Source organism: Phyllobacterium sp. 01N428 (genome assembly GCF_056399405.1).
The window spans coordinates 1-20,247 of record NZ_JBFTRH010000005.1; the positions used below are offsets into that span (position 1 = coordinate 1).

Below are 20,247 nucleotides of genomic sequence, written 5' to 3' on the forward strand. Positions count from 1 at the left end.
CTCGTTCTCGTTGGCAAAGGAGCAAGAAGATGACTGATCAACCGCCGCCAGAAACGCCCAGGCCAAGTGATGCCCCACTGGTCGATGAAGTTTTGCAGGATATTGGCGCAAAGGCCGATAGAGAATCGACGGCCCTCGCGGAGGAAATTGCCGCGATGCGCGCTGAAATCGATCGAATTACGGAGTCTGTCGGATTGTTGGCCGATAGTGTCGGTCGGGCTCTTTCTGAAACTCCTGCCATCATCGAAGAACGCTTAGGTTCGATGGTCCAAGAACGGCCTTTGACAATATTGTTTGGGACCGTAGTTCTATCCTATGCATTCACGCGACATTGGATGGGACGATAGACGGCATAACGCCGAGAACGCTAAGCGAATGCACGATCCCATCCGCCTTGGCAGATCATTCTCCGCAAAATCGTGGAAGTTTCCACGAAGGACGGCCAGCGCATGGAACTATTGCGCAAAATTTGCGTTCTGAGGCAAGCTGGGGATAACAGCATCTGCTTGATGCCACCCCTTACCATCAAGCAGCAATGGGCTCGGAGTTGCGCCCCCGTCTTTTCCGAGCCCATTTTCATTTCCGTGTATGCTTAGGCAAAAGGGTTGATTGCTGCTGTAGTCGAAGAACGATAATCGGTTTCGAGGACCGATAGTCGGCTCTCTTCGCCAAGCAACGACAACAGTGCGAGTTTGCCACGACCAATGCGGCTTTTGATCGTCCCTATTTCACAACAGCAGATTTCTGCTGCTTCCTGGTAACTGTGGCCAAGCACGCAACATAGGACGATGGCGATGCGCTGTTCAGTTGGAAGTCTGTGGAGGGCCGCCTGCACATCCTGCGCACGAATTTTCCATTCTTGAGGCGCAGCTTGTGCGCCTTGGTAATCCGCAATATCCGTCGTAAATCCCGTCGTCTCCCGGTCGCGCTTTCGGTAATCGGTGAGAAAGATGTTGCGCATGATGGTGAAAAGCCATGCCTGCATGCTGGTGCCTGGCTGATAGCGGTCGAGCGCGTGCCAAGCGCGCACCAATGTCTCCTGAACCAGATCTTCGGCGGCTGGCTTCGATTTGTGAAAGGTACGGGAAAATCGGCGCAATGCCGGAATAGCAGCAAGCAGTTCCTTCTTAGAGGTCAAAACGTTTTCTGGCGGCGCATGTTGCATGATGTTCTCCCAAAAATCGGGGATCGTTCCGCTGCGATTTGACTGCCTATATGCATCACAAGGCAGTCAAATCGAGCGTAGACATGGGAAAAACTATGCCGCCTGGGCCGCGGGGTTGAGGCTGCTTTCAGCCAAAGCCGTCAGGGCTTGGTCGGTGGCTTCTTCTTCCTCAAGCGTTGCAACAAGAAGCGCTTTGGCGTCGGTCAACCCTAGCTCTTCCGCCCATCTCGCCAAAGTCCCGTAGCGGGCAATTTCGTAATGTTCAACGGCCTGGGCGGCCGAAGCCAAGCCTGCATCAAGGGCTGGTTGACCCTTGAATTCTTCCATTATCTCTTCGCCTTCGGAAAGAATGCCTTCAATTGCATCGCAGGTCTTACCCCGCGGGCGTTTGCCAAGGGCTTCAAAAACCCCCTGCAGACGCTGCACATGGCCTTCGGTTTCTTCGCGATGCTTTTCAAACGCAGCCCTGAGCTCGGTGGAAGATGCGGCCCTCGCCATTTTCGGCAGGGCTTTCAGGATTTTTCGTTCAGCGTAGTAGATGTCTTTCAGCGTTTCATGAAATAGCGTTTCCAGGGTCTTGTCAGCCACGGCGATATCTCCTCTTTTTCAATTACCGCAAGTTGCAGTCCCCTTAAGAGGCATCCAGCGCTAAGGTTCCCTCCACCTATGCCCCGGGAGGTCAACGTCCGCTTTCGGACACATGACGTATAGCCGGGAACCTGTTTTTGCCGATCCAAGTTAGCCATGTACGGGGGCGGAAAAGAACCATAGGAGAAACTACATGCCAAATGAACGCAATCAACAGGGTGATATGTCCAATCGCGGCTTTGCGTCGATGGATGAAGACAAGCAGCGTGAGATCGCAAGCGAAGGCGGTCGTCAGTCCGGTGGTAATTTCAAGAATGACCCGCAACGCGCAGCCGAAGCTGGGCGCCAAGGTGGACAGCAGTCGGGTGGTGGCCAGTCTGGCCGCCAGCAATCCGCAGAGAACGATGAAAACCGCCAACAATCTGACGATGATACGGGCGGACGCCAGGGAGGCGGCAATTTTGCCGACGACCCTGAACGTGCACGCGAAGCCGGCCGCAAGGGTGGACAGAGCTGAAGAAGCTTTTCTTTTATATGAAGCGACCGGGATATTCCCGGCCGCTTTCATTATTGGTCAACAGCACTGTTATTAAATCGATCGTGGAGACGGGGGCTAGTTTGCTTTAGGGCATTCGTCGGAGGGCGCCCTGTCAAAGCATATGTGCCCCTGCTTCAAGCACAGCGCTAGCGCCCGTCATGTCCGAGCCTTCCTTCAGTCGCATATATTTCCTGTCTCTTCCGGACAAAGGCGGAACATCTATGATTTTTAGCACGTTTATACGCTGCTGACGGAGCATCCAGGTCGGCTGGGCCCTTGGCTCACTGCCATTCGAGGCCTCGGGCTCAAGACTTGGCGGTGAGCGCAAGCTCACCGCCCCTTTGCTAAAGTATATTCTAAATCGCGTCAGCGTTTAAGCAAAACTCACAAAACGCAACTCGGCTTCGGAAGCCCTGCCATGTCCATTGCGGGTTTCCTACAGCCGATGCCCCTATATCAAGCCGAGGGACTCGGACTTGCAGCCTCCGTATTGTCCGAGCCCATTTCCATGTCCGACAGTCATTCCGGACAAAGGCGGGAGATCACCAATTTTTGGTACGTTTGTTCGCTGCTGACAGGACCATCCAGGTCAGTTGATCCCTTGGCTCAATGTCGCCGCGGCCTTGGGCTCAACACTTGGCGGTGGGCGTAAGCTCACCGCCCTTTTGGGGCAAACAGTGTTCCAATAAGCAAAGCAAAAAAAACTTTGGCCGACCTCCAGGATTCGGAGTAACACATTGTGCTGGTATCCGACACCCGGTAGGGACTTGGCTGAAAGTATTCTTCCAAGGCGCAATGAGGGCAAGTCTCCGCTGGTGGGAACTTTCCAATCCACTGACGTTCGATCGTCAGCAGGGGTCGACCGGACCAAACGGGTAGGCAGCCGATCTTGGGCTAGAAGTTGCGTTGGAAGCGAATGATGCCGCCAAGTGCGTCATCCTCGCCAAAGCCGACTAGTCAGCAAAATCCGTTCGAGCTACTTCACACAGATCCCACAATCATATCATCAGTCGGCCATCCAAAGTGTCTCCGCTCAGCCACACCCGGTGGTCCATCGTACCAAAGGCGATCTGGACATTCGTCATTCGCCAATCGTCATCAATGCGACGAGCACGGGCCCCCACGCAGTGAGAAGAATATTACCAATGGCATAGGGCACCGTATAACCGAGCGCAGGAATACTACTCCGAGATTCATCTTGTATCGCCCGGAGGGCGGCCGTGATAGTTCCGGCACCGGCACATGCACCAAGAACAATAAGGGGATTCATCTTGAGCATATAGCGGCCAAAAAGAATCGCTATCGTATGCGGCAGCAACGCCGATACCAGCCCCACCACCACAAGACTCAAACCGGTTTGTTGGAGCCCAGAGAAGAAGCTTGGCCCGGCGTTGATGCCAACCACACCGATAAAAATGCACAGACCGACAGTGTCGAAGATCCAGATCGCCGGTTCCGGGATTCGGCCAAAAAATGGGTGTACAGACCGAAGCCAGCCAAAAACCAGCCCCATGATCAGCGCACCTCCGCTTGCAGTCAGAGTTAACGGGATACCGCCAACGGTTACCGACAAGAGGCCAACAAGGCCCCCAAGCACGATGCCTGTCCCGACAAAAACCATGTCCGTCGCCATAGTTGGGCGGTCTGGATAGCCTAATTCCATTGCGGCCCTCTCAACCTCCGGCTTAGTGCCGATCAGACTGAGCACGTCTCCACCATCGATGGTCGTCTTTGCAGTAACGGGCATCTCCTGTCCGGCCCGTGTAAGCTTCCGCAGAAACACGCTCCGAGTGAATTCGAGCTGCGCCAGTTCTCCAAGTGTTCTCCCAACCGCGATCCCTCGCGTAACCACGACATCCAACACTTCGACCGGTAGGTCGAGCAGAGGCTTGTCGTCTACTTCCGGGCCGACAATCTTTCCGCTGTTCACGTGTATTTCCTGCCGAGCGAGTACGGCGACGACGTCACCTTCGCGGATGACCGAATTGGGAAGCGCCTCCATGATGCCTCCGTGGTGCCGGATTCTTGCGATGAACACGCGCGAGCCGTGCGGCAAGGCTTCAAGTTCTGCCACCGTCTTGTTAACGAGTTTTGGATTGGTGACACGGTAAGCACGCAGATCGAACAGTCTTGCTCCCGAGGTCACGCCAAGTTCCAGTTGCGCGGAGCCTGCCAATGCGGTGCCTTGCATACGCATCCCTTCGTCGCGCAGGTTAACTCCCATCAGTTTGGGTCCCATTGTAGGGAGAAACCATACAAGGCTGGCGGTTCCAATGAGGTATGTGACTGCGTAAGCCACTGGAATATTGTTCAGCAGGCTAATTCTTTCCGCTTCGGGAATAGCCAGGCGCTGAATAGCCTCCCCGGCCGTGCCAATAACCGTCGATTCTGAAAATGCTCCTGCAAGCAGTCCGGCGGCCGTTCCGACGTCGTACCCAAGCAGCGTCGCAAAACCGAATGCAGTGAGCAAGCATGCAACGCATAAGACCAAGGTAAGCGCCACCTGTGGAATTGCGTCCTGTTTGAGCCCGCGGAAAAACTGCGGTCCGACCTTGTAGCCGGTTGTAAACAGAAAAAGATCAAAGAAGATGATCTTCACAATCGGTGGAATCTTGATATCGAGCTGTCCAATCAACACCCCCGCCAAGAGCGTCCCCACCACGATTCCGAGGCTGAAACTTCCGAGCCTTACCCGTCCAATCAAAAAGCCAATGGCCAGCGCAAGGAAGATTGCCAGTTCAGGATTGTCGCGCAATGCTTGTACAAAAAAAGCCATCCCCTACTCCTGCCCATTGTCAAGCTCAAGGAGTTAACGACCAACCCCGGATCGAACCCGCCGTGGGCAAGCAGACGCGCCCACAGGCGCTTATCTAGTGCCTCAGTTTGGTAGAGATGACCTCCGGCTTTAGCAGTTTGAGACCGCGCGCTTTCTCGTAGCCATGAATCTCCTTCACATCGAGTTTGCGCATGAACTCAATTGTCTCCTCTGTGATCACTTGACCCGGCACCATGATCGGGAAGCCGGGCGGATAAGGAATTACGAAGTTGGCGGACACCATTTCCGGCCCCTCGCGAAGGCGACGATTACATTCATCTCCATGCAAAGGAATGTATTCACAGCCGGTGGCATCGTAAGCACCGTAGAAAGCTGTGCGCATATCCCCCTCCGGTGTGGCACGCCCGGCGTCTTGTCGAAACGCTTCATGGAAATGACTGAAATTCGGTAGGTCAGGCACGTCCGTCATTAGCGACTTGACGCGAGCGGCCAGCGCGTTTCTTTCGCCATCGCCGCCCCGGGCAAGGCGTGTCTCGATCCCGTTAGAAATCTCCAGGAGCACGCGAACGAGCTGCGCCACATCGCTCCGTGTATTGTTGATATTGGATTGCAGCAGAACCGAATTGCGCGACGTTTTATTGAGCTGAATGTCGTAGACATTGGCCAGCAACGCCTTGAACTCGGTTCCATCGAAACCTGCCGTTCCACAGACAAGCGTCATACGCGTAGGATCGAGGCAGAATTCGTCGTCGTGCATGCTGCGCACCTGGCTGGCCCAGGTTGTGTCCGGCGCCAGAAAATCCACAAACCCACTCTCCCGGTACTGCACGGGGATCATGCCGTCAGCACCAAGCATATGGAAGTATTTCGAGATTATCGGATGTGAATTGACCGCACGCCGGATAGCAAGCGAGATTTCGATGGCGTTGAGCACGAGGCCGTAGCCTTCCAATTCCATTTGCCGCCGCGCTACGTCGAGACTGCCGATCAGTTGCTGGTTGGGGCTTGTCGAAGCATGCGTAAAGATTGCTTCGTGAAACTGCGACTCAACTGTGTAGAAGTCGACGTCTTTCACGAGAACCATCGAGCCCTGGCGCAGCGCTGACATGGATTTGTGCGTCGAGTTGGTCTGGTAAACGCGAATGCGAACCTTCCGCGGGTCCGGGAGCAACCGCGTCGTTAGCAGTTCGTCGACGGTGGGGTCGGACCCAAGTTCCTGCTGTTGTTTTTCGTAGGCCTCAACCGCGGCCGAACCGTGAATCCATGTTTCAATTGCGGCCGCTGCGCCCATTGCGGTGCGAGGACGCAATACCGGTGAGAACCGCGCGAAGCCGAACCACGCCTCATCCCAGAGGAATACGAGGTCCGGTTTAATGGCGAGGCACTCCTCCATGACCCGACGCGTGTTGTAGATGTGGCCGTCAAAGGTGCAATTCGTGAGGTCCACCATTTTGACACGGTCAAGCCTGCCTTCGGCCTTCAGATCCAGGAGTGCCTTTTTTATGCTCCTGAGAGGTACCGCACCATACATCGAGTATTCTGTCATCGGGAATGCATCAACGTAGAGTGGTTGCCCGCCGGCAAGTACAAGCCCATAGTGGTGGGACTTGTGGCAGTTTCGGTCGAGAATGACGATGTCGCCGGGCGCGACTATCGCCTGGTGGACCATCTTGTTCGACGTGCTTGTGCCGTTGGTTACGAAAAAGGCATGGTCCGCGCCAAAAGCCCGCGCGGCCATTTCCTGAGCGCGCTTGATATTGCCTGTCGGCTCCAACAGGCTATCAAGTCCGCCCGTTGTGGCACTGCTTTCCGCAAGGAAAAGGTTGATACCATAGAACTCCCCCATATCGCGGATCCAGTCAGACTTGAAAACCGACTTTCCTCGAGCGAGCGGAAGCGCATGGAATGTACTTATCGGGCGCCGCGCATATTCCTTGAGGTTGTCGAAGAACGGCGTCTCGAAACGGTCTTGAATCCCCTCAAGCACCGACAGGTGGAGTTCCAACGGTTCTTCGATCGCATAGAGAACGCGACGGATGGATGCCGACCGTGCATCGCCCGCCAAATTTTCTACCTGGCGGTCAGACAGAAGATAAATGTCGAGGTCTGGTCGCAGACGTTTCAACGAGTTTGCCAAGAGCAACGCCAGATCAGCATCCTCCGCTCGAGCCCCATCCAGTCCGAGGCCGGACAGCACGCTGCGCAACACCGGCGCCGAATGTCGCGAAGCGTAGTTAAAGCCCTCGAAGATCGTAACCGCGGCAATATCCGGATTGATGATCGCAGCGCAGATCGCATCTTCGAAGCTGTCTACCGGGACAATTTCGTAAATAAACGCGTCCTCAGGACGTCGCAGGTTGCGCAACTGCGCGATTTGATCGGCAGCTTGCGTTGTGGCACCCGGCGCAACAATCAGCATTTCGAAGTAGGGGCGCTTTGCGTCACCGTGTCTGAGCGTGGGCGGTAGGACATCAGCCGGCGTATCGACGACTTCCTCGGTCGTTCGCCACTCGGCAGGATCATACTTGAAGTCACGCGTGACAATCGCGGCCGAAACGCGTCGCACCAAATCAGTAAAGCCAACAGCATCGCCTCCCCGCAGCCTGTCGCTTAGCCTCGCCATGAGCGCAGAGCCTGGGAATGCGTGAAACCCTTCAATGGGGCCTAACTCTGCAAAGGCAGCTTCGGCCGCGTTCTGATCGGCTCGCCCTACCGACCATGCTCGCGCTGCGGCAACAACATCGCGCCACCGGTCTGCGCGTTCCGCGGGCATCGAGAAGAAGTGGTCTATCCGCTGCTCAAGCATCTTGGCCGGTTTCGGCATCGCGGTATCTCCCCTGCCTATGGTTTTGACTAGTTCATTCGTCTGGGCGAGCGAGTGGGCTGACGTCAGGCAGAGGAGCGGTTCTCTTCAGCCACTTCACTATGCCTCCGTCGAGCGGGCGCTTTGCCCGTTTCATGCAGAGTGTAGACCGATGCGAACACGAATACGTGTAGCATCGTGTAATATACGGCGCCCACTTACAGACCAGGCCAGCAAAGCCGTACGTTTCCCGGGATCGTCAGGCAAAATAAGCCTAGGTGTAAGTACAGGCCTGGACACCGACCGGAGGTTATTGTGAGAGGCGGGCTACGTCGCTTCGAAAAATAACATCGTAGGGGTGCGCCAGCGCCGTAGCCATCGAACCAGCGATGTCGTCTTGAAGTTCAAACAGGTTGTGCGGGTGGATATCGTTCTCGTACCTTTTCTTCCGCAGATCCATCTAGAAAGGTTCCCAGTATTTACCTTCACCGGTGGTAAGATCGTTTTACAATTTGAACGTTGGAGGAACGCTAATGCCTAACAACTTTCGCGAGGGAATCTATCGTGCCGAGTTTGATACACACTCGATGCAGGGAATTGGCTTGGTGGTTCTTAGAGACGGTCGCGTATACGGTGGAGACACTTTGATTTATTACGTTGGGACCTACTCGCTTTCTGGAAATTTCATTACTGCCCAAGTTAAGGCCCGCCCATTTAAAGGAATGACCTCTGAAACCATTGCATCCGTATTTGGAGGCGATGAAAACGGGCTTGAACTGGTGGGCGAGATTAGGGGCGATCACATTTCTCTGAGCGGCAAATCTCTGAATTCTCTCGGCAACGACATAGAGATTAAGCTAAACTTTTTGCACGAGTGAAGTTACCGGCATAGCCGTAAGTATCTGCTTGGCCGCTTTCTCCATTGGCAGCCCATCAACGCTGGCACAAACGATAAATATTACTGCCGAGATGGTTTCAGGCCGCTGGCTATTCTATACCTTTGCGGCAGTGGGGCTTGTTGTCACATCGTGGCTAGTCCTCATTTTTGGCACCGGGAGGTCACGGAACGAACTTGGAGCCTGTTCGTTGAGCGTGGAGAGAAACGGAGGACGTGCAATGGGTATCGAGCAAGCCCCTACGGAAAAAGGGAGGAAGGCTGCGCGAGGTTTGAGGAAGAGCGCGGCAGAAGATGAAAAGAAGGTGGAAGCTCAGAAAGGTTCAGACCTAGCCAAGGGCGCGGACCGTTTTGAGGAACGTTCTAAAAGCTCCGACGGGACTAGCGCGGGTACAAAACAGCGGCTCTAAGCTGACGTGACTTGGACGAACTCTCCGATAATACGATTACCATCGCGCATTGGACTAAACCGCCGATATGCAAACGACAGTCGAAAAGTCACGTGTACTCATCCATACCTGAACACTATTTTGGACAGTCTTTGGCCGGCAAAGTCACTTGTTGCTGGGCATGGTGTGAATCCCGCCACCTGAATAGCACTGATTTTTGAGTCTCGCTTCGATGGTACACACCTGCCGGTAAGGATCGGTCGCTAACCTGGTAATCGACCGCATCCGATCAGGAACAAGCCGAGCACGAATAACGTCGACAGCGACGAGCATTGTCCAATGAAGCGCCCTGGCATCGGCTTGCGCTGTTGGAACAGTGTTCTCTACCCCGCGTTGTTCGCTCAGTGCAAAGGAGAACCCAGATGAACAAGCTTGTAATGACTGCAGCTCTATTAATGATGTCAACGTCGACGTTTGCCCAGACGGCGGCTGAAAAGACCGGCGTCAACTCTCTGATCGGCGCGGCCCCCACAACGGAAGATTTCGTTATGGAAGCTGCCACCAGTGACATGTTTGAAATCGAGTCGAGCAAGCTCGCCGCGGAACGGGCTGACGATCCGACCAAGGTTTTCGCGAAGCAGATGATCGCGGACCATCAGAAGACGTCGGCGGGGTTGAAGCAATTGGTTGACGGCGGGAAGGTCAAGGCCTCAATCCCTACGGCAATGACATCAGCGCAGAAAAGCACGCTTGATAAGCTCAACGGTCTGCAAGGTGAGGATTTCACCAAGCAGTATCACTCCGATCAGGTTTCGGCGCACAAAGACGCAGTTGACTTATTCAAGCGCTACGGCGAAGGCGGCGATAATCCCGACCTTAAGGCGTGGGCCGCTACGACAGAGCCGGCCTTGGAACATCATCTGATGATGGCCCAGGATCTCGATAAGTAAGCAACAACTGGAACCCAGGAAAGCGCTGCTCGCCATGAGCGGCGCAATCGGGTTAGTGGCCGATCCCCACTTAAGGCGACAGGGAACCTAAATCCTTTGCGGCTGTTGAGAAACAACAGCAACAGCCGGGGAGAAACCCAAATGTCAGATGACAAATTCAAGCAGGACAATCGAGACCGCGCCACAGTATCGGCAAGCGAGGACTACGAGGTGAACTACCTCATGACGAAGCATGACCTCAGCAGGGACCGGGCGCTTGAGCTCATCAAGAAGCACGGCGGCAGTCGAGAGCGAACTTGGAGGCCGCTGACCCATGGTCGCCTATGATTTGTTGTGGACGACGCTTCCAGTTTTGATCGCCGCCCTTCTCTCCTCCATTCCCGAGATCGGCCCACCCAAAAGTGGGCATCGTCATCTTGCCACTGAAGGACACTAGAATGGAGTACCTTTGGTTTGCGGTGGTGTTTGGCCGCCCGATCGTCCTCGGCGCATCTTCGATACGCACGGGTTAAGAGCAAGGAAACAGCTCAGCTTCCAGAAACCAAAGCGGACAATAAGCGCGTGCCTCAATATCTCCAATGTGTAACGCCGACATCCGGCAACAACTAGCGAGGCAATCTACGCACTTACCAGGACCGATCCTTCTTGAGCACCGAGTTCTCCAAGGCTCTATTCCTGGTGGGCACCAGCTACTCGCCTTCGAAATGCGGTGGTTCCTTTTTTACTGATCTAGCATCAGTTTGAATAGTGGTCTGGTCCTTGGTTTGGTCCTTCGAAACACTTGCCGTCGTGATCTCTTTGTCAACGGAGGCGGTATGTCCGACACACTCGGCCGAAGCGGCCGACACGGTGAGCCCGCAAGCGGCGGCAAATACGAGGATTGTTCTCATCGTTCAACTCCTTGGTCTTGTGGTGCACAGGCAGAGTATCCGCTAATCGAAAGTTCATAAAATCACAGTTTATTGTTGGTATGCATTCAAGATCGCGTCGGCTCGACGCCGTAGCCGTTTCCCCCACGTCAATAAGAGTTGTTATTGCGCATGCAGTGCCGCAGCGTTTTAATGAAGTCAGGCGGAATGCCCGCCAGCCCATTGTTCGGCGAACGCCTTTGGTTATAGCAGGTGCCGCCTGTATCATATTTGAAATCTTCGATCTTCTTTGACCACTTGATAAGAACCCCTGTTAGAAACTCCCTCCGAGAAATGTCGAGCAATGACAAGGGCTCCGGCAACTCTGTGCCTCAGGCATTCTTGTAAACGCCGAACAGTTTCCGGCTCCACTCGAGAAAGAGCCCATAGGGGCGACCCGAGGCCGTCAAAACGATAATGGCTGACCCCACAGCGGTGACAATTTGCATGATAGTCGCCCCGGCGAGTGCCAGGATTGCGCAGTAGATCGGAACTTGAAACGTCACGAATGCGCTGATGTCGACCGCCGTCTTTTTAGCTCGGTTGCCTGTCGGCGCATCAAACAGGGCGAACAGCCAATCGCGATAAATCCCGTAAGGTCGGGCAGTGACAACAATAACGGGGATGGCAGCGAGCCGCGCCTGAAATACCTGTGATGGGGTCAGTCCAACGATGAAGAACTCGACCGCTATCCCAGCTACGGTTGAGAACACAATAAGGGCAAACGTATCTGCAAAGAATTGTCTCATTTTAGCTGTCCATATCATCCAACGCCTGTCCCAATAGGACTGGGCCGAGCGATTCGATAAAACGCTGCTCAACTAGTGAGCACGCTACATCCAATTCATTGTTGCCGCGAATGCTTGAGACCTTTGGTTTTACCATTACTGACATATGATGTGCCGGTCGATGGGGATGGTGACTACCGATGACCGGGCGCGCTACTACGACGTTGAGTTGAATGACGACACATTGCGGAAGCGGAAGGTCAGCTCTTCAGCGCGGATCTTAGAATGCAGACCTTGGATCGGGTGTGAGAAAAATCGCAGGAAAATCTCGAGGTAGGCGGCGTGCCGGATTTGGCTGTCCAGTTCAGGGTGGAGAACTGATCATCTCGTTTTAGCTATCCGATCGTTTGATGAGCACACGATGCGTGTCCCTCTCGGATCAGTTGATGATTTCGCCTCGTTCGTCTGAGCGCAGTGTGGTCAGTCGTTCTTTCCATTCCTGTAGTGCTTCGGGCGTCAATCTGTTCCAATGCGTGATTTCGTCGATGACCTTGAGCGGTGCGCTGCTGCGATACGACCGTGTGGGGTTGCCGGGAAATTTCTTGTCGGTCACGTTCGGGTCGTTCTCGAATGTCCCGGTCGGTTCTACGACGTAAACACGCGGGATTGCGCCGCCATTGCTAAGTTCAGCTGCGATCTCAGCGGCAAGTCCGGCACCGTCCACAATGGCAGTGAAGTAGATATGGTTCATCACCACTTCAGGTCGATAGTTCGACCGGTATCCTGCGGTGAGCAAATCACCAACGCGCAAATCCGCAATTGTGCCGTGAAAGAAGGGACCCTCATCCAGCGCTTCGGTCATCGTGATCCGGCGCGTGCCAGACGATCGATGGTAATCGGAAGGTGTCGCATCCTTTCTCCTGTCGCATGGAAGATTGCGTTCGCGATGGCAGGTGCCACGGCGACGACCCCGATTTCGCCGACGCCCTTCACGCCCAGTGGGCTAACCTCGGCATCCGTCTCGTCGACGAACACGACGTCTATGTCATAAACGTCGGCATTGGTAGGGATGTGATAGTCTGCGAAACCGTGTGCCATGCAGCGTCCGAGGTTGTGATCGTAGGCGGCGTCCTCGTGCAACGCCTTCCCAATCCCCATGACAGTTGCGCCGATGATCTGGCTGCGGGCAGTGTTGGGATTAAGAATGCGTCCGGCGGCTACGGCACATACGATGCGGGTGACACGCACCACTGATAGCTCCTCGTCGACCCGGACCTCGGCGAACACTGCCGCATGGCTGGCACTGGAGAACTTTTTGCCAAACGGGAAGCTGAACATCGTGGCGGTTGCGCTTAGTTTGCGGCCGCGCTGCAGTTTCAACAAATCGATGAGAGCGGATGCAGAAAGTAGCTCGGCACCCTGCCCACGCCCCAAAACGCCTGTATGCTTCGCCCGCGACCTGATCGTCGACTTGAGCTTGCGACAAGCGGACTGGACGGCAGCGCCAGACGTTGCTGCCGTCCATGAGCCGCCCTGAATTGGATTAAAGGGCAAGGCTGAATCTCCAAGCCGTATCACAACGCGGTCCATCGTCGTTTCAAGCGTGTCCGCTGCGATTTGACTTAGGATCGTGTAGGTACCGGTGCCGATGTCGGTGATGGATGATGTCACCTCGAACTTCCCGTCGCTCCTGACCATAACTTTTGCCCGCGCGGGCGCGGGTGACATTGCGGCCTCCCAAGCTCCTGTAGCCATGCCCCAACCGATCAGTTCTTTGTCCTCGCGCATCGACCGCGGTGCGCGACTGCGCTTGTGCCAGCCAAAGCGCTCGCTTCCCAGAGCATAGCATTCGCGTAGCGCCTTGCTGCTAAAGGGTCGATTTTCGCTCTGGTCCCGCTCCGTGTAATTTGTGAGGCGCAGAGCCAGAGGATCCATATCGAGGACGTAAGCCAGTTCGTCCATCGCGGATTCCAGCGCAAACATTCCTGTCGCCGCACCAGGAGCGCGCATGTCACAAGGCGAAACAGTGTCGAGTTTTGCCAGTTCGTAGGTAAGCTTGATGTTGTTGCACCGATAAAGGCTTGCAGAGAATAGTAGCATCGGATCCTGGGCATCCTCAAATTGCGAGGTGGCGACCACGGCTCGATGCCTGACCGCCTGCAAACGGCCTTGCTCGTCGGCCGCAAGGGATACGGTTTGGACGGCGTTGGCGCGGTATCCGAGCGCAAACATGTGGTCGCGTGGCAGAACCAGTCGGACAGAGCGTTCGAGCGCCTTCGCCGCCATCACCGCCAGAAAGACCGATTGCTGTGGACGTAGACCAAGACCGAACGCACCGCCGACATAGGTGCTAACAACCCGCACTTTGCGTCCGATCAAGCGAAACGCGACCTTGAGGAAGAGCTCTACGCTCTTTGGGCTTTGCGTCTTGTCGTAAACAGTGACGATCTTGCCCCACTTCACCGTCGTTGCAAACAATTCCATGGGATGATGGTTTTCCGGAGAGGTGGTGTAGGTCGATTCGATTTTCAGGGGAGCAACTGCGAACGCCAGATCGGCGTCTCCTGTCGGATGAGGGACAGGGGCGACACCGATCCGGCGTTTCAGCGGTTTGAACGCCGTTGATGCAGCGAGGTCGGTGGTGTGCTGCTCGGCTTTGTACTTCACCTTTACCAAAGCGGCCGCATCACGCGCAGCTTCGTAATTTTCAGCGATCACCAGCGCGACGGGTTGACCGCTGAAATACACGCGGTCATCGTATAACGGCACGAATGGCTTTCCTGGCGGACCCGCTGCATCCTTATAAAGAAATGAGACTGGCCAGAACCATGGGCGATTTTTGTGGGACAGAACCTCGACCACGCCCGGAAAACGTCTGGCTGCAGCGAGATCGATCGACAGTATTCGACCTTTCGCGATCGACGCCGTCACGACGTACGCATGCAGGAGATCGGGAATATTGTATTCGGCAGCATATTTGGCCTCGCCCCGAACCTTCTGTGGTCCGTCAACTCGGAGAATGCTCTTGCCCGTGACCGTCTGCTCTTGATCCATCTATCCCTCAATGGACACGCTTGTCGAACTGCGACTGAGGCGTTCGTGATGCGGCCTGTTCAAGCGCTCGAACGACCGTCCGATGGGCAAGGTCTATCTTGAAGTCGTTCTCAGACAATGCAACGGAGCCTGATAGCAGCATCGATGCGAACTGGTCGAAGTTCACACGAGACGCAGGCCGGCCGATCAACAGCGCTTCCGCCGCCGTGTTCCGCCACGGTTTGTGCGCGACGCCGCCCAAGGCGATGTGGGCCAACGAAACCGCGGCTTCGTCGTTGATCGTTAGCAACACCGCGGCCGAGACGATGGCAAAGGCGTAAGACAGGCGATCGCGGATCTTCAAATAGCTGTATCGATGATGCTCAAGCACCGGCGGTAACAAGATTTCAAGAATGACTTCGTCATCGAGCAGCGTCGTGTCTTTCTCAGGCGAGTCGCCTGGCAGTCGGTGAAAGTCAGCCAAGGGAATAGAGCGCACTCCATTGGGGCCTTGAACGATTATTGTCGCTCCGATTGCTGCGAGGGCAACGCACATGTCGGACGGGTGGGTGGCCACGCAAAGTTGGCTCGCGCCAAGTATGGCATGGTTGCGGTTTAGCCCTGTCCGAGCCGGACATCCGCTACCCGGCGCTCGTTTGTTGCAAGGAGTCAGCACGTCATAAAAATACGGGCAACGCGTTCTCTGCATGAGGTTGCCCCCAACCGTGGCCGCGTTGCGCAACTGGGCCGACGCGCCGGCGAAGATGGCGCTGGCTAGTAAAGGATAATGTCGCGCGATAAACGGGTGAATGGCAACCTCGGAGTTTGTCACGAGCGCGCCAACGCGCAATCCTCCATCGGCGGTTTCATTTATCTCACGGAGCGGCAAGTCGTTGATGTCGATAATGGTCGTCGGGGTCGATACGTCGTACTTCATCAAATCAATGAGGTTGGTGCCTCCGGCCAACAGTTTTGCGTCTGCATGGACGGAGAGACTTTCGATCGCCTGATCGATCGACGCGGCTCGGACATATGTGAACCGCTTCATGGCAAAGAGTTCGCGTCGGGTGCCGCTGCCACGACTTCTTCGATCGCGTCCACGATCCCGATATAGGCACCACAGCGACAGAGATTACCACTCATGCCTTCGCGTATCTCGTCCCGCGTCTTCGCGATACCTTCCGAAATCAATCCGATGGCCGAGCATATTTGCCCGGGTGTACAGTATCCGCATTGGAGAGCGTCATGTTTTACGAACGCCGCCTGCAGGGGATGAAGCTGGTCGGGAGTTCCAATGCCTTCGATTGTTGTCATTACGGAGCCGCTGCGGCTAACGGCGAGCACCAGGCAACTGTTGATCCGAATACCGTTAATGAGCACGGTACACGCACCACATTGGCCATGATCGCACCCCTTCTTGGTGCCCGTAAGATCAAACTCCTCCCGTAACAGATCAAGCAGCGTCACCCACGGCTCGATAGTAGCCACCCTTATGACGCCGTTGATGGTGTAGGCCACATGATGTGCTGTGTTTGGTGCGGGATCCATGATGTCACCGAAGCCCCATGCCCTTGATGTTCGCTTCCTTTGCAAACACTAGGCGCGGACTAACCCCGTGACAAGTTCGATCCACACAAGCAGGCTCTGGCCAAGGGCGATGAGAACAGAGTGAAGACCCTCCACGCAGCGATACGTCTTGGGACACACTTGTATCCTGCCTGGGAGACCCGTCCGACTCCAGCACCAGAATCGTTACCTCATCGCCGTGGAATAGGCATCCAGTGCGCGGCGGCGGGAAGCTTGATGATCGACGATGGGGCATGGATAAGTCTCGCCAAGACTGACATTCGCCTCTCTCAGAACGGCTTCGGGCGCATTCCACGGCTGATGCACAAATTTTGCAGGAAGCGCCTTCAGCTCCGGTACGAATTTTCGAACATAGTCCCCCTTCGGATCGAATTTCTCACCCTGAAAAACGGGATTGAAGATGCGGAAATAGGGAGCGGCATCAGCGCCGGACCCAGCCACCCATTGCCAGCTCGCAGAATTGTTGGCGGGATCCGCATCGACGAGCGTATCCCAGAACCACGCTTCGCCCTCGCGCCAGTCAACGAGCAGGTGCTTGATGAGGAAGGAAGCGACGACCATTCGCACGCGGTTGTGTATCCATCCCGTCTGCCAAAGCTGACGCATGCCGGCATCGACGATGGGGTAGCCGGTCAGCCCGCGCTTCCAGGCGGTGAACTGGCCCCCGGCATCGCCCGCCCATGCGAAATTGTCGAAGGCCGGCTTGAAGTTTTCCGAATGCAGCTTCGGATTGTGGAAAAGCAGATGCCAGGAGAATTCCCGCCAGCCTACCTCGGCGCGGAACTTTTCCGCGCCCGATCGATGGTCGAGCACTTCTGGCGCCCTTAAGGCATGCCATATCTGGAAGGATGTTATCTCACCATGGGCAAGATGCGGCGACAGCCGCGATGTCGCCTCCATGTCAGGACGATTGCGCTTGTCTACGTAGCGGTCGATCGACCCGTCGAGAAAGTCCGCAAGCCGCTCATGGGCTCCTTCTTCACCAGGCGTCCAGTCTCGGGAAAAGCCATTGGCCCAGTCGGGCTCATGGGGCAGAAGCGCCCAGTCGTCAAGACTGTCCGTCGTTACCAGGTGCGGCCAGGCCAAAAGTTCGCGCGGCGCGGCCAGTGGATCGCGGGGCTCGGGCTGCCCATTCAGCGCGCGCCAGAACGGCGAATAGACGCGGTAATACCCACCGGAGCCTGTCTTCAGCGCATATGGCTCGTGCAACAGATGGCCCTCGAAGCTCTCGGCCACGATTCCCCGGTTTAATAATCCGGCCTTGAGTGCCGTATCAATGGCAACGCCGGGTGGATCGTAACGACGGTTCCACAGCACGACATCGGCTCCGGTGTCATCCAGTACTTCGTCGACAATCGCCGCAGTGTTTCCCCGCCGCAGAATGAGACGGCCGCCCAATTTTTCGAGCGAAGTGTCCAGCGCTTTCAGTGAATGGTGCAGCCACCACTTCCGCGCGCCGCCGATTGGCCGCGAATCCTCATTCGTCTCATCCCAAAGGAAAATCGGGATAACCGGTTTGCCGGAGCCGGCGGCAGCCAGCAGCGCGCGGTTATCGCGGATACGTAGGTCGTGACGAAAGAGCACGATGGCGGGTTTATCAGTGTTGTGGTCAGTCATTCTGCCGGGGTCGATCGCGCTACGATGGTTTTGGTCTGAACGGGTGTCTGCGGCCGAGGCTTGAGGCCGACGCCCTTCAACCATATCCGCAGCGCTTCCCAATGTATGCCGGCAATGACTTTAAGGGTCAGCAAGGGATAGGCGAAAGCCAGCTTCGCGAGTTGCCAGTCGCTGAATCCCTTCCGCCTGCCGGCAAAAGCAGTGGCGATGATCAAGCCCTCGCGGTCGCTGGCATTGATCACGATCGAGGCGGCGTCATCGGGGATCTTGATGGTGAAATCATAGCCCAGCGCCATCTCCATGAAGGGGGAGACATAAAACGCCTTGGCACATTCCTGATGCAATGGTCCGGCGCTACCGGTGCGTTTGTCGAAGGGAAAGACATAGCTGTGACGCTGGCCAAACGTGTTATCCACCTCATAGATCAATGCGGCCAACGCGCCAGCGCGATCATGGCAGAAATAGACGCTGAGCGGATTGAACACATAGCCGAGGATACGCGGCATCGACATCAGGCGGATTGCGCCGCCATCGGGCTCTGCTCCCGCCGCGCGAAGATGATCCTCGACGTAGCTTCGCAGCGGCGAGCCGTCATTGGCGACCTCGGACTTGCTGCCATGATCGCGGTCGTAGAAGCTGAAGAGATTGAAGCGGTTGCGCGAAAACAGCCAGTGCTCCCGGGCTATTCGGTCAATCTCATCAATGTCGAATAGCATGTAAAACATGCGGTAGCGCAGGAAGTGCTGGCGGGGCCGCAGTCGCTTGTGCGTCACCTTGCCTGCATAAATTGCCGAGGAAAACGCGCTCATGCCGCAACCTCTACCGGACTAGCCAATGGCTGGCGATGGATGCGCGCCGATTCATCGGCAACGGTCCAAGGACGGCGTAAGCCACCCAAATCTTCGGCAACGGCAAGGCCTGCCTGGAGCCCGTCTTCATGGAAGCCCGCGCCGAAATAAGCGCCGCAGAACCAGGTGTTGCGAGCCCCTTGCAACTGCCAGAGCTGGCGCTGCGCCTGCATGGCCTCACTGTCGAAGAGTGGATGCGTATAGGTCTGGGTATGCAGCACCTTGCACGGGTCCGGCGCATGGCGAGGATTGAGGGTAACGAAGAACTGGCGATCGGTTTCGAGGGGCTGAAGCCTGTTCATCCAATAGCTGACGCAGAGTTGACTTGGGGGCTGCATCTCCTTGCGTTCGCCAAGGTAATTCCAGCTCGACCAGACCGAACGCCGCTTCGGCATGAGCGTTTCATCCTCGTGCAGCACCGCGCGATTAACCGAGTAGCGAAAGGCGGAGAGCAGTCTTTTCTCGAGTGCCGACGGGTCGGCGAGCAGGGCAAGCGTCTCGTCGGCATGACCCGCCATCACGACATGATCGAATATGGCGGTCACTCCGTGGATATCTGAGACCGCGACATGATCGCCGGCACGCCGGACCGATGCGGCGGCGCAGCCGGTGCGGACGCGGTTCCTGTAATTCGCCGTCAGGCGCTCAACGTAGTTGCGGCTTCCGCCCTTGACCGTGCGCCAGACAGGCCGGTTGGCAAGCTTGAGCAATCCATGATTGTCGCAGAAGCGGATGAATGCTTCGGCCGGGTAGTCGAGAAGGCTCGCAGCCGGCGCCGACCAGATGGCCGATGCCATCGGCAACAGGTGATCGTCACGGAACGCGCGGCCGTAACCTTCACGTTCGAGGAAATCGCCAAGCGCAATGAGGCCAAGCTTGCCCGCATGGGCAGGCGTTTCGCGATAAAAGCGCAAGAGGTCGCGCAGCATGAGCCAAAATCGCGGATTGACGAGGTTGCGTTGCTGGGCAAAAAGGCCGCTGAAGCCCGTTCCGGAATATTCGAGCCTGCCGCTATCGAGCGAGACGGCGAATGACATTTCCGACGCCGCGGTTTCAACGCCGAGCAAGGCAAACAGCGCGGTCAGGTTGGGATAGGTCTGTTCATTGTAGACGATAAAGCCGGTATCGACGGCCACACCGCCCTCACCGGGTACAATCACGGTATTGCTGTGCCCGCCAATGCGCGTTTCGCGTTCGTAGACGGTGATTTCGTGTTTCTGCGAAAGAAGCCATGCGGCCGACATGCCGGATATACCGGACCCTATGACTGCGATTTTCAACCCTGTTCTCCCGAAGTCATCCTGCAAACACCGACAGCCAAGGGAAATCAGACGTTGTCTCCCTGTGCTGCAATCAATACGTTGCAGATACGGGAATGGATCATTGATAGTTTCGCTGGTCCCGAAGCGATGATCCGATCGC

Annotated in this window: 19 protein-coding genes; 6 read left to right on the top strand and 13 right to left on the bottom strand. The window is 56.1% G+C overall.

The genetic code is table 11. The features are described from left to right. The coding region (locus AC1DNI_RS13510) for a hypothetical protein (protein ID WP_477692208.1) at positions 1 to 347 on the top strand (347 nt) is incomplete at its 5' end. Positions 348 to 592: 245 nt separating this feature from the next. Here AC1DNI_RS13510 and AC1DNI_RS13515 read toward each other — a convergent pair. Beyond that, positions 593 to 1,165, bottom strand: a complete 573-nt coding sequence (locus tag AC1DNI_RS13515; protein WP_477692209.1) for a sigma-70 family RNA polymerase sigma factor — start codon at positions 1,163 to 1,165, stop codon at positions 593 to 595. 93 nt (positions 1,166 to 1,258) lie between these two features. Further along, the gene (locus AC1DNI_RS13520) at positions 1,259 to 1,753 is read right to left on the bottom strand and encodes a YciE/YciF ferroxidase family protein (protein WP_477692210.1); all 495 of its coding nucleotides are present in this window, start codon (positions 1,751 to 1,753) and stop codon (positions 1,259 to 1,261) included. 193 nt (positions 1,754 to 1,946) lie between these two features. Between AC1DNI_RS13520 and AC1DNI_RS13525 the strand changes: the two genes are divergently transcribed. After that, entirely contained in the window at positions 1,947 to 2,270 is a 324-nt protein-coding gene (locus AC1DNI_RS13525) for a con-10 family general stress protein (protein ID WP_477692211.1), read from the top strand. Between the two features lie 1,102 nt (positions 2,271 to 3,372). Here AC1DNI_RS13525 and aspT read toward each other — a convergent pair. Together aspT and AC1DNI_RS13535 are read right to left on the bottom strand one after the other, a co-directional pair. Beyond that, positions 3,373 to 5,067: an aspartate-alanine antiporter gene (gene aspT / locus AC1DNI_RS13530; protein WP_477692212.1), complete on the bottom strand. Its 1,695-nt coding sequence runs from the start codon at positions 5,065 to 5,067 to the stop codon at positions 3,373 to 3,375. Between the two features lie 94 nt (positions 5,068 to 5,161). Further along, on the bottom strand, positions 5,162 to 7,891 hold the full coding sequence (locus AC1DNI_RS13535) for a decarboxylase (RefSeq protein ID WP_477692213.1): 2,730 nt from the start codon (positions 7,889 to 7,891) through the stop codon (positions 5,162 to 5,164). A gap of 512 nt (positions 7,892 to 8,403) precedes the next feature. On the opposite strand from AC1DNI_RS13535, the gene AC1DNI_RS13540 reads away from it, so the two are divergent. From AC1DNI_RS13540 to AC1DNI_RS13555, 4 genes are all read left to right on the top strand, one after another. Further along, the gene (locus AC1DNI_RS13540; RefSeq protein WP_477692214.1) at positions 8,404 to 8,748 is read left to right on the top strand and encodes a hypothetical protein; all 345 of its coding nucleotides are present in this window, start codon (positions 8,404 to 8,406) and stop codon (positions 8,746 to 8,748) included. Between the two features lie 238 nt (positions 8,749 to 8,986). After that, positions 8,987 to 9,175, top strand: a complete 189-nt coding sequence (locus tag AC1DNI_RS13545; RefSeq protein ID WP_027232346.1) for a hypothetical protein — start codon at positions 8,987 to 8,989, stop codon at positions 9,173 to 9,175. Positions 9,176 to 9,576: 401 nt separating this feature from the next. Then, a complete protein-coding gene (locus AC1DNI_RS13550; protein ID WP_477692215.1) occupies positions 9,577 to 10,104 on the top strand; it encodes a DUF4142 domain-containing protein in 528 nt (175 codons plus the stop codon). Between the two features lie 141 nt (positions 10,105 to 10,245). After that, positions 10,246 to 10,431: a DUF3606 domain-containing protein gene (locus tag AC1DNI_RS13555; protein ID WP_477692216.1), complete on the top strand. Its 186-nt coding sequence runs from the start codon at positions 10,246 to 10,248 to the stop codon at positions 10,429 to 10,431. A gap of 362 nt (positions 10,432 to 10,793) precedes the next feature. Here the strand turns inward: AC1DNI_RS13555 and AC1DNI_RS13560 are convergent, their stop codons facing one another. The 9 genes from AC1DNI_RS13560 to AC1DNI_RS13600 all read right to left on the bottom strand — a co-directional run bounded on the left by AC1DNI_RS13560 (position 10,794) and on the right by AC1DNI_RS13600 (position 20,105). Further along, entirely contained in the window at positions 10,794 to 10,994 is a 201-nt protein-coding gene (locus AC1DNI_RS13560) for a hypothetical protein (protein ID WP_113281213.1), read from the bottom strand. A gap of 350 nt (positions 10,995 to 11,344) precedes the next feature. After that, positions 11,345 to 11,779 (bottom strand): L-alanine exporter AlaE, encoded by a 435-nt coding sequence (gene alaE / locus AC1DNI_RS13565; RefSeq protein WP_477692217.1) that lies wholly within the window; start codon positions 11,777 to 11,779, stop codon positions 11,345 to 11,347. A gap of 400 nt (positions 11,780 to 12,179) precedes the next feature. After that, complete coding sequence (gene arr, locus AC1DNI_RS13570; RefSeq protein ID WP_477692218.1) at positions 12,180 to 12,602, bottom strand: NAD(+)--rifampin ADP-ribosyltransferase; 423 nt, start codon at positions 12,600 to 12,602, stop codon at positions 12,180 to 12,182. Beyond that, the gene (locus AC1DNI_RS13575; RefSeq protein ID WP_477692219.1) at positions 12,599 to 14,794 is read right to left on the bottom strand and encodes a xanthine dehydrogenase family protein molybdopterin-binding subunit; all 2,196 of its coding nucleotides are present in this window, start codon (positions 14,792 to 14,794) and stop codon (positions 12,599 to 12,601) included. The genes arr and AC1DNI_RS13575 overlap by 4 nt, the downstream gene beginning before the upstream one ends. Positions 14,795 to 14,801: 7 nt before the next feature. Next, entirely contained in the window at positions 14,802 to 15,821 is a 1,020-nt protein-coding gene (locus AC1DNI_RS13580; protein WP_113281217.1) for an FAD binding domain-containing protein, read from the bottom strand. Next, entirely contained in the window at positions 15,818 to 16,321 is a 504-nt protein-coding gene (locus tag AC1DNI_RS13585) for a (2Fe-2S)-binding protein (RefSeq protein WP_477692220.1), read from the bottom strand. The genes AC1DNI_RS13580 and AC1DNI_RS13585 overlap by 4 nt, the downstream gene beginning before the upstream one ends. Before the next feature lie 204 nt (positions 16,322 to 16,525). Next, positions 16,526 to 17,977, bottom strand: a complete 1,452-nt coding sequence (locus AC1DNI_RS13590) for a cryptochrome/photolyase family protein (RefSeq protein ID WP_477692221.1) — start codon at positions 17,975 to 17,977, stop codon at positions 16,526 to 16,528. Then, positions 17,974 to 18,786: a DUF1365 domain-containing protein gene (locus AC1DNI_RS13595; protein WP_477692222.1), complete on the bottom strand. Its 813-nt coding sequence runs from the start codon at positions 18,784 to 18,786 to the stop codon at positions 17,974 to 17,976. The genes AC1DNI_RS13590 and AC1DNI_RS13595 overlap by 4 nt, the downstream gene beginning before the upstream one ends. Beyond that, on the bottom strand, positions 18,783 to 20,105 hold the full coding sequence (locus AC1DNI_RS13600) for an NAD(P)/FAD-dependent oxidoreductase (protein ID WP_477692223.1): 1,323 nt from the start codon (positions 20,103 to 20,105) through the stop codon (positions 18,783 to 18,785). Before AC1DNI_RS13600 ends, AC1DNI_RS13595 begins: the two co-directional genes overlap by 4 nt. Positions 20,106 to 20,247: the final 142 nt, after the last annotated feature.